9 protein-coding genes are annotated in these 7133 nt (G+C 69.8%); 2 read left to right on the forward strand and 7 right to left on the reverse strand.

Features of this window, described 5'->3' with window-relative positions:
* Positions 1-1055 precede the first annotated feature (1055 nt).
* Positions 1056-1703 carry a helix-turn-helix domain-containing protein gene (locus tag IE185_RS32575; protein WP_138895006.1) on the forward strand — a complete coding sequence of 216 codons (648 nt, stop codon included), beginning with the start codon at positions 1056-1058 and terminating at the stop codon, positions 1701-1703.
* Positions 1700-2185: a hypothetical protein gene (locus IE185_RS32580; protein ID WP_138895005.1), complete on the forward strand. Its 486-nt coding sequence runs from the start codon at positions 1700-1702 to the stop codon at positions 2183-2185. Before IE185_RS32575 ends, IE185_RS32580 begins: the two co-directional genes overlap by 4 nt.
* A 550-nt stretch (positions 2186-2735) precedes the next feature.
* On the opposite strand, the gene IE185_RS32585 is transcribed toward IE185_RS32580, so the two are convergent.
* From IE185_RS32585 to IE185_RS32615, 7 genes are all read right to left on the reverse strand, one after another.
* Complete coding sequence (locus tag IE185_RS32585) at positions 2736-3134, reverse strand: PIN domain-containing protein (RefSeq protein WP_138895004.1); 399 nt, start codon at positions 3132-3134, stop codon at positions 2736-2738.
* Complete coding sequence (locus IE185_RS32590) at positions 3134-3400, reverse strand: hypothetical protein (protein WP_138895003.1); 267 nt, start codon at positions 3398-3400, stop codon at positions 3134-3136. The genes IE185_RS32585 and IE185_RS32590 overlap by 1 nt, the downstream gene beginning before the upstream one ends.
* A 54-nt stretch (positions 3401-3454) precedes the next feature.
* Complete coding sequence (locus IE185_RS32595; protein WP_138895002.1) at positions 3455-3871, reverse strand: hypothetical protein; 417 nt, start codon at positions 3869-3871, stop codon at positions 3455-3457.
* Positions 3872-4619: 748 nt separating this feature from the next.
* Entirely contained in the window at positions 4620-4880 is a 261-nt protein-coding gene (locus IE185_RS32600) for a hypothetical protein (RefSeq protein ID WP_138895001.1), read from the reverse strand.
* Positions 4877-5647, reverse strand: coding sequence for a hypothetical protein (locus IE185_RS32605; RefSeq protein ID WP_229843851.1), 771 nt, complete (start codon positions 5645-5647; stop codon positions 4877-4879). The genes IE185_RS32600 and IE185_RS32605 overlap by 4 nt, the downstream gene beginning before the upstream one ends.
* Positions 5648-5751: 104 nt before the next feature.
* Positions 5752-6336, reverse strand: a complete 585-nt coding sequence (gene tpg / locus IE185_RS32610) for a telomere-protecting terminal protein Tpg (protein ID WP_138895000.1) — start codon at positions 6334-6336, stop codon at positions 5752-5754.
* Positions 6337-6521: 185 nt separating this feature from the next.
* Positions 6522-7133: hypothetical protein (locus IE185_RS32615; protein ID WP_189716543.1), on the reverse strand; the 612-nt coding region annotated here is incomplete at its 5' end.

Raw genomic sequence — 7133 nt, forward strand, 5'->3', positions numbered from 1 at the left:
CCCGCGGAGCGGGTCCCCCAGGGCTCCGCCCTGGACAGCGAGCGGTCGGGGCTCCGCCCCTCCCTCCGCTCCCGCTCCGCGTGAGCGGAGGCGGTTCGCTCCGTTCACCGCCTGGCGGGCCCGCTCCGCGAACCCGCCAACCGCAGTGGAGCCGGGGCGCCTTCGGCCCCCCGGGGGCCGGCCTCCGGCCGACCCGTGGCCTCCGCTCCGCTCCAGCCACCGCCCGCGCTCCGCACGGGCACAGACCAGGCAGGCAGTAGGGCAGTCATCCGGCCGGAGGGAGTGAGGCGCAAGCGGCAGCAACAGGAGAGGGGGTGACGGGTCGTCGGGGAGGGTGCGAGCCGAACAGAGGTCGGGGTGAGGGCGAGTGGCGAGGCGGGGAATGTGCGTCAAACTTAGTAGCTAGATTAACACTGGAATGAGATTCCGCCACCCCTGAGCGGATAAAGGAGGTTCACAGAATGATTCCGGTAGGCGAGGTTGATGAATACCGACACCCCAATGGGAGCGGAAAAGAAACGCGGCAAGGTGCGGGTGGGGGCGTTCGCGGGTGATTAGCCAAAATGGTCCGGGCGAAGTTGGAGCATGTGTGGTGATGTGAGCGGGGCCGACCAGGCGGCGCGAGGCTTCGCGCGCGCCACGACGGGGCCCGACCGGCAGGCTCTGACGCAGCTGCCGATGGGCAGATCCACGGCGTGGCGGTGCTTGATCACGCTGCGGAGATCCGGTATCACGCGCGCGCACGCTCTAAGAGCAAGAGCCACACGTTTTCGCAGGTCAGGGGGTCGGGTTCCGGAAGTTATGTCAGCCCTGGACTGACATAACTCGGTTGGAATGTCAGCAGGTCCTGACCCAACGACATCGTTTCGTGGCAGTAGTGCCACGAAACGATGTGCGGTGTGTCAGCTGCCGGTCGACACCGTCCGGAGCTGAAGGTCAGCCCAGGGCTGACGCTCGGGTGACTTTCGTGTCGGTGCTGCCGCGTTTTGGTGGCAGTACTGCCACGGTCGTCGCTATGGTTTTGACGTCACGACGATCAAGGAGACAGCGACCCCATGAGCTCAGGGCCCCTGGACGGCAGCGCAGCGCCGAAGCTGCCCGACGCGCCGTCCCGTCGCCGGCGGCGCCCGAAGCCGCCGCCCACCGCGTACAACCGGTCCTCCGGCTCGACGATCGAGCTGCCCGCCGGCCACGCTGCCCAGGTCTTCCCCGTGGGCTCCAGCACGGGGTTCATCGGGGAGGCGTTCTCCATGGACAGCCTGGAGTTCATGCGTTGGGCTGCCGTCCGGTACGACGACGACCGGTTCGTGCTCGTGGTGCTGTTCACCCTCATGGGATCGCAGAAGCCCGGCGGCTTGATCGAGGCCATCCACGAGGACGTCGCAGAGGCGCTCGGGTACAGCCGCCCCCACATCAGCCGGGTCTTCAACGTGCTGGAGGCCGACGGAGCACTCCGGAAGCTCCAGAGGGGCCTGTACCAGCTCAACCCGGCCGCGTCGCTGCGGGGAGGGCTCAAGGAGCCGCGCAAGGGCGAGAAGAAGCGCTCCAAGGCGGGTATGAGCGACAGGGTGGAGCAGTTGGACCTGCTGCGCGAGATCCTGGAGGACCCGGACGCGCCCGAGGCGTTCCGGGCTATGGCTGCTCCCGGCGCGAAACTAGAAGTGCCCAAGGAGTCGGATGGGGAAGGGAAGGCCACGTCATGACGTCCGCTGCCGAGGAATGGGCGCCGCGGCGCAACGTGCTGTGGGGCAGCTTCAACGGTCTCGCGTACGTGCCGCGGCTGCCTCCCACCGCCTACACCCTGCTGCTGCACATGATGACCGAGCAGGAGCCCGGCGGCCTGGTCGTCGCCACTCACGACGAAATCTCCGCCGGCCTCGCCATGGAGCGCGGCATGATCAGCCGGGCCATGCCCCACCTGGTCGCCGCCCGGCTCGTCACCGTGGTCCGCCGCGGACGCTTCCAGCTCCACCCGATGATCGCCGCCTTCAACGACCCCCGGGAGCAGCAGCGAGCTATCAAGGCTCTGTCGAAGGACATGCGGCTGGACGTCGGCGACTTCGAGGACGAGTACGAGCGCCGCTTCCAGCTCCACCTGGACGAGAAGGCGCGCAAGGCGGAGGCGAAGGCCAAGGGCAACGTCACGCCCATCACCAAGCCGACCCGTCTCAAGCGCGTTCACTGACTCCGGCCGGCCTCTGCCACCACGGCGCTGCACCCCCAACGGCTTCAGGGTGCAGCGCCGGTTTCGTGTGCGCGGGGTGCGATACATCGTTCCCCTGGAGGGGAAATCCGCAGGTGGAACCGCGCTTCTCACGCCCTCGGGTGAACAGGGGAGGGCCGCTCCCGGCTGGGCGCTGGACCGCGCGACGGGAACCCGGTGAACATCGTTCCCCCACAGGGGAAAGGTGCCCGGTGGCTCCCGGTCCCCTGCACGGGACGCGTATGTCAGATCCGTGCACACGCTTCCCGCTGGCGGGAAACGCGCAGGTCACGCGGGCGAAAATGCAGCACCCAAACGACCGTTTGCTACACGTCCTGCTGCCTTCTGCAGCACTACCTGCTACCCGAGCAGCACCCGTGTGCCACCTGGACCGGCCGTGCAGTGTCATCGCTCTCCGGCTTCCCGAGCAGCACCACCCGCTGCCCCTCACCCCCGGCTCTGCTGCACCGTGCAGCAAACACGGCGGCGCCCCGATCAGAAGGCGATCGGGACGCTGCTCGGCGACGTCGGGTTACTGGCCGGGGTGTACGGCCTGGATGCCGGTGTTCTCGTACGCCTGCGGTGTCAGGGTCAGCAGGTAGCGGCCTGCTGGGAAGTCTGCGGAGGGCCGGGCGGCGTGGATGGCGTGGACGGCCGCCCAGGAGTAGCCGGCGTGCAGCAGTTCGGTGGCGGCGAGCGCGGCCGCGGTGTCGAACGGCTCGATCTCGATGAACCGGAGTCCGTGGATGTAGGCCAGCAGGCCGGGGCGCTCGGTGTCGCCGGCGGTGAGCGAGAGCACCGGTGCGTAGAGCGTGCCGAGGCCGCCGGAGGCTTGGACGTAGAAGGCAGCGACGGCTTCGTTGAACGGGTCCTTGGGGTCGTGCAGGGCGGTGGCGGCCGTGTGGTCCAGGACGACGGCGATGGCCGCCACTACGCGGCCGCCGAGTCCTGGCTCGCGCCCAGGCGCTCCAGGAGGCCGCGGGCCTTCGTCTCGGCCTCGGGGCTGGGCACCGTGCCCAGGATGGAGGCGAGCTCGGCGCGGGCCTGGGCGGCGCGCTCTTCGAACTCGGACTGGGTGGGCCGGCTCTCGGCGAGGGCCTCGACCAGGTTGCGGATCGTGGTGTTGTTCTCGGCCGCCAGCAGGGCCAGGCGGTCGCGTGTCGCGGCGCTGACCTTGATGCTCGTTTCGTCTGCCATCCTTCGACTCTACTGCCAGTAGAGGAGGGGTGGGAGAGCTTCAGCGCCGACAGTTCAGCCGCTGCGGACGGAGGCATCGTGGTGACCGGAGGAGGCCGGCGTGTCCGTCGGGTGCAGCCAGCGGATCGGGACGGTGAGGGAGACGGCTCGGGGGAGCTCCACCGGCTCGCCTTCGGCATCGAGGAGCATGCCCGCGACCTGGTAGCCGCGGCCGGGCGGCAAGCCGACGGCCTGGACCTGGTCGTCGGTGAGGTCGACCGTGACGCGGGTGGAGGAGGTCACGCGCAGGCCCTCCACGGTCCGGGCCTGCGGGTCGATGTCCATGACCGTTAGCGGGAAGTGGGTGCCGCGCAGCCAGCTCAGGGCCCACCACGAGTCGCCCATCGTCTCCGGCCGGTACCGGCCGATCGGCAGCGAGTGCGGCACCTCGCAGCGGTAGGTCTGGCCGACCCCGACGTCCTTCGTACGCACACCTCCAGGGTGCTCCCCCGCCGCCAGGAGTGCGCCGGCTCCGGCCGGGCTGGTGACCTGTGCCAGCGAAGATGGGGCGTTTGCCACCGAAGATGAGCCGAACGCAGTTCGTGACATCGAAGATGGGCCGCTGCAGGTCAAGGTGGGTGCGCGACTGCGGCGGGAGATCGCGGGGGCTACGGTCCCTCGATGTGGAGGGCGGTCCAGCGGGTCGCTCCGTAGCCGAACGAGCGCAGGGCCACCGCTTCGGCGACAGTTCCCGCAGCGCACTGACCTGCGGCGACGCAACTTCACTGTCACAAACCATGCAGTGGCTCAACTTCGATGGCAATCGGTCCAGGTTCGGTGGCACAGGTCAGCTGGGGACGGAGTGTGATCGCCGGGAGAACGTCGCCGGTGAGGTGTCACGCTGTCACGCTGAAATCTTCCGAGCCCCCGGAAACGGCTCTGAGGGCTCTCGCGACCTCTCGAAAATGCCCAATTCGGGCATAAGTCATGCGATCGCGCCCGGGTGCGCGGCGAGCGTGACAGCCAGCGTGACAGTCAGCGTGACACCTCGAGTGTGACGCTGGGTGAGCGTGACAGGTACCCACACACCCCGGCTCACAACACCCTCGCGATCCTGGCCGCCTGGGAAAACAGGCTGCCACCACACAGTCCAATAGGACATGTGAGGGCACTTTGCCGTGACCTCACAGCCTGGTGCGCGGCAGGCTGTGAGGGGTGTTGTTGTCGCTCAGGGTGAACCTCACAGCAGGCGCGGGCGGCTGCACGGGCACTGCCCACAGTTGTCGCAGCCGGCGCACTCCAGGCAGAAAGCGAGCGGCCACTGTCCAGGGCAGGAGCAGATCGGATTGTGGTCGGGGTCGCCCTCGCCGGGGAACCGGGTCTCGCCGAAGGGAGGCTCCGTCCACGCGTCGACCGTCCCGTCGGCGCGCAGTTCCTCGTAGTGGTGGCCGATGGCGCTGTGCTCCTCCCAGGCGGCGACGACCTCCTGGTCGTGGTTCATGCCGGGCTCCCCAGGGTGAGCGCGCGGGTGAGGAACGCGGCGAGCTCGCCGACGGCCTCGGAGTCGGCGGCGGCGAGCCGGGCCGCGAAGGGCAGCTGGTCGACGTCGGCGCCGGGGACGAGCTGGTCGAGGGCGGCGAGCAGTGCGGCGTGGGCGAGGACCGGCGGGTGCAACAGGCCGGCTGCGGCGTCGCGGGCGGCCGGGTCGGCGTAGTGGCCTCGGTGGGCGGCGAGGGCGTGGGCGAGCCAGGCGTCGACGTCCGGCTGTACGTAGGACCCGGCGCGGCGGGTGAGCTCGTCGCGGGCGGCCTCGTCGCCTTCCCGGGGTTCGGTCTGCTCGAGGGTGCCCCGCTCACGGAGCGCCTGGAGCTGGTCGGCGCGGGCGGCGACTCGGGCCGCCGCCCGCTGCTCGGCCTCCCGGGCTTCGGCGGCCGCGGCTTCGGCGGCGAGTTCCTCCTGGACGACGACGTCGTCATCAGGGTCGTACGGACCGCCGGCCCTGAAGACGAGCTGCGCGATGCGCTCCCACTCGGCGAGCTCGGCCGCGCGGCGGCTGCTGTGGTCGGCCGCCTCTTCGTATCGGCGGTTCAGGTGCGCCTCCATCTGGGCGTCGGCAAGGGCTTGGAACGCTTCGCGGTGCGTCATGCCCCGGGCGCGGCGCCGGACCGAGGACCGGCCGACCTTCGCCGGGTCGATCGGCGTGCGCGGGCCTTGGGCGCGCGCTTCGGGGACGCGGCGCGGTCGTCGCCAGCCATCGGTCGTGCTCATCAGGGCTCTCGCTTTCACCACGGAAACGAAAAGGGAGCCCGCCGCCCGAGTACACGACGGCGGGCTGTCACTCCAGGTTTATAGCAGGGGCGAATTCTTCGTGGCTAAAACGCAATGTCCAACCGCTCGACCGCCTCGATTCGGACCTTCAGGCCCGCACGTCCGCCACCTTCGACGCGGAAATAGGCGTCCGCTATGGCCTCGGCGACGGCGTCGTGCAGCTCGCTGTCCGTCGCGCCGGTGTCCCTGGCGGCGAGGATCGCGGCGGCGTGGGAGGGCGATACAGCGACCTGGATGTCCCTCATCCGGCCCGCGTCAGAGCCTTCCGAACCGAACCCGAAGTAGGCGGTGATGGAGATGACGAGCCCCGCCGAGCTGGCCGCGCGCTGCCTCGCCTGCGCTTTGACCTGCGGTTGCCACTCCGCCTCGGTCTCCTGCTCCAGGGCGGCCTGGAGGCGCTTCTGCGGCTTCTTCGTGACTCCGGAGAGGTAGCGGTCCACCGTCTTGCGGGAGACGCCCAGGCGCTCCGCCAGGGACTTCGAGGAGCCCTCGCGCGTGCGAAGAAATTTCATCCGGGCCCACGCGGATTTCGGCGCGGGACGGGTGAACAGGGTGCGCTCCGCGCGTCGCAGGCCATCGAGGATCTTGTCGCGCAGCAGGCCCCGCGCTGCGGTGTTGTCGTTGCTCATGACTGTATGAAAAGCGACCTGGCCTGTGGATGCGGGACGCCGAGGCGCCAGTCCGCTGTCCCCCGGGCGCTGTCGGAGAGGAGCTCGTCGGCCCGAGTTGCCTATGGGCAACCGGAAGTACGGCACACGCCACTGCGATTGCCTGGAGGCAACCGGCGCAGAGGGCCCCGCCCGCTGGCTGCCGTCTACTCGCCGCCCCCGGTATTGGTGGCTGGCTCGGAGACGAAGCAGTCCCGGCACTCGGGGACAGCGGCAACCATGCGTTGGAGGCCGCCGCAGTGCTCGCACCGGGGGTGTGCGGTGGCGTCGCCGAGTTCCTCGAGGATGGCCTGGAGGCGGCGCACCCCGTAGTCAGCCTGAGAGATGGCGGCTGGGGCCCACTCGGACGACATCCACCGCAGTGGACCGAGAAGGGCCCGTGCGAGGCTGACGGCGGTGCTCGCGGCGTACGCCCATCCGTTGGTCGCTGCCGTGGGGTCGTCGGGAGCATCCTCGTGGGGAAGTCCGACCGACCAGGGCGGCACGGTCATGGTGAGGGAATCCAGCCGGTCGCCGACGAAGCCGAGTTCGAACCAGGCGCGGCGGGCCTGGTCCTCGGCCAGGGGCCACTCCCAGGGGCCGGTGAAGTAGGCGCGGGCGTGGCCGGGGCCAGCGACGGATTCCTCGTAGCCGGCGCCCGCAGAGCGCCAGAGCAGCGCCCACAGAGCGGCGAGGCGCAGCTCGGCGTCATGGCTGCTCCAGCCCAGGTCGTCGGGAACGTCGATGCCCAGGGCGGCGAGTGCGGCCAGCAGCTGCTT

Source organism: Streptomyces chryseus, from assembly GCF_014650755.1.
GTDB classification, from domain to species: domain Bacteria; phylum Actinomycetota; class Actinomycetes; order Streptomycetales; family Streptomycetaceae; genus Streptomyces; species Streptomyces chryseus.

Bases quoted from the DNA above. Each gene is read 5' to 3' on its own strand.
- IE185_RS32605 (WP_229843851.1), bottom strand. From the start codon at position 5,647: ATGAGCACGACCGATGGCTGGCGACGACCGCGCCGCGTCCCCGAAGCG.
- IE185_RS32580 (WP_138895005.1), top strand. From the start codon at position 1,700: ATGACGTCCGCTGCCGAGGAATGGGCGCCGCGGCGCAACGTGCTGTGG.
- tpg (WP_138895000.1), bottom strand. From the start codon at position 6,336: ATGAGCAACGACAACACCGCAGCGCGGGGCCTGCTGCGCGACAAGATC.
- IE185_RS32600 (WP_138895001.1), bottom strand. From the start codon at position 4,880: ATGAACCACGACCAGGAGGTCGTCGCCGCCTGGGAGGAGCACAGCGCC.
- IE185_RS32590 (WP_138895003.1), bottom strand. From the start codon at position 3,400: ATGGCAGACGAAACGAGCATCAAGGTCAGCGCCGCGACACGCGACCGC.
- IE185_RS32575 (WP_138895006.1), top strand. From the start codon at position 1,056: ATGAGCTCAGGGCCCCTGGACGGCAGCGCAGCGCCGAAGCTGCCCGAC.